The sequence below is a fragment of the Ancylomarina salipaludis genome (assembly GCF_004122035.1).
Lineage (GTDB): Bacteria > Bacteroidota > Bacteroidia > Bacteroidales > Marinifilaceae > Ancylomarina > Ancylomarina salipaludis.
Window position 1 is genome coordinate 1 of record NZ_SAXA01000033.1, and the last position, 1,608, is coordinate 1,608.

Consider the following 1,608-nt stretch of genomic DNA (forward strand, 5'->3'; position numbering starts at 1 on the left):
TTTGTAATACCCTGAAATAGCTTGACACAAAAAGTCAAGGTAATGGAAAAAAGAAAAGAAGGGATGCTCACCAACGAAATGAGTGGATTTAAACGTGAAAGTATAAATTACAATAACTATGAAATAAGTTTTCGTCGTTGGCTTATTAGTGAGATTGATGCCAATCGCATGAGTATTGTTGAGGCACGAGATCGTTTTAAACTAAGTCCGATAGAGTATAAAAAAATAATAAAACGCTGGCAGGAAAGGTATTCTGATCCGCTACATCTATCTTTGCAGGCTATGAGTTCAAAAGAAAGAGCAGACAACAGCAAGTTAGACCAACGCATAAAAGCCTTGGAGAAACAACTGGAATTAGCCCAACTTAAAAATGTGGCGCTAGAGACCATGATTGATATCGCTGAAAAAGATTATAAATTATCTATTAGAAAAAAGTCTGGCCCCAAACAGTAGATGTACTAACACACATGTATCCTGATACTTCAAAAACGATCCTTTGTGGTCTGTTTGGGTATAGCCGCCAGGCATGGTACGAAAATAAAAATCGCCAATCACATAGTCAAATGCAAGAAGTATTCTTGCTTAAATTGGCCAAGCAGCTACGATCTGAACACAAGAGAATGGGAGCTGAAAAGTTGTTATTACTTTTATCAGACACACTACAAGAGCATCAGATAAAGTGTGGACGAGATAAGTTCTATGACATCCTTGGTGCACATGGCTTACTGGTTAAACATCGAAAGCGTGGTCCGAAAACTACAAATTCAAATCACTTCTACCGTAAGTTCCCCAACTTGATTCGAGATATTCAGTTATCAAGTGCAGGTAAACTTTGGGTTAGTGACATTACTTACATTCGAACAGAAATGGGATTTGTTTACCTCTCACTGATTACTGATGCCTATTCCAAGAAAATTGTAGGCTGGAGTCTATGGCCTGATTTAACTAGTGAAGGCGCTCTAAATGCTTTAAAAATGGCCATTTCAATAGAGGGAGTAAAACAAGGACTGATTCATCATTCTGATCGCGGCATTCAATACTGCTGCAATGATTATGTGAATTATCTTAAAGGCTCTAAAATTAATATTTCAATGACAGAAAAGGGAGATCCCTATGAAAATGCTATTGCTGAAAGAATCAATGGAATTTTAAAACATGAGTATGATTTAGTTGATACCTTTACGGATTATTATAGCACACTAGAAGCAGTTAAAACAGCTATAAACAAATACAATAACCAAAGACCACACAGAAGTGTAAACATGCTGGTTCCCAGTAAGGCTCACCAAATGACAGGACAGCTTGAAAAGCATTGGAAAAAGAAGCAATTACCTCTGAGTAAAAAATCAGGAGTAAGTCAAAAAGATGTAATGACAAATCAGTAATAAGAGGTAAGAATGAGTCAGGATTCAGTAATAAGGTGTTTTTTTAAACATAGTTTCAGGCTTAAATCTGAAGCTGGAATATCAAATCAGAAGTAAGAATCTTTTCTTAGATAAAGAATAGGAATAAGATTTTTATAACTTTGGATAACCGTAGATGGATAAAAAGATGACACTACTATCCAAAAAATACTAATAATCTGTCAAGCTATTTCAGGAGAAGACA

General features: G+C 35.8%; 2 protein-coding genes. Both read left to right on the forward strand.

Going from position 1 to position 1,608, the window contains the following annotated elements; translation table 11 throughout:
* Positions 1-42: 42 nt before the first annotated feature.
* The gene (locus EO244_RS16710; protein WP_129255828.1) at positions 43-453 is read left to right on the forward strand and encodes a hypothetical protein; all 411 of its coding nucleotides are present in this window, start codon (positions 43-45) and stop codon (positions 451-453) included.
* A gap of 14 nt (positions 454-467) precedes the next feature.
* Entirely contained in the window at positions 468-1,385 is a 918-nt protein-coding gene (locus EO244_RS16715) for an IS3 family transposase (RefSeq protein ID WP_129255829.1), read from the forward strand.
* Positions 1,386-1,608: the final 223 nt, after the last annotated feature.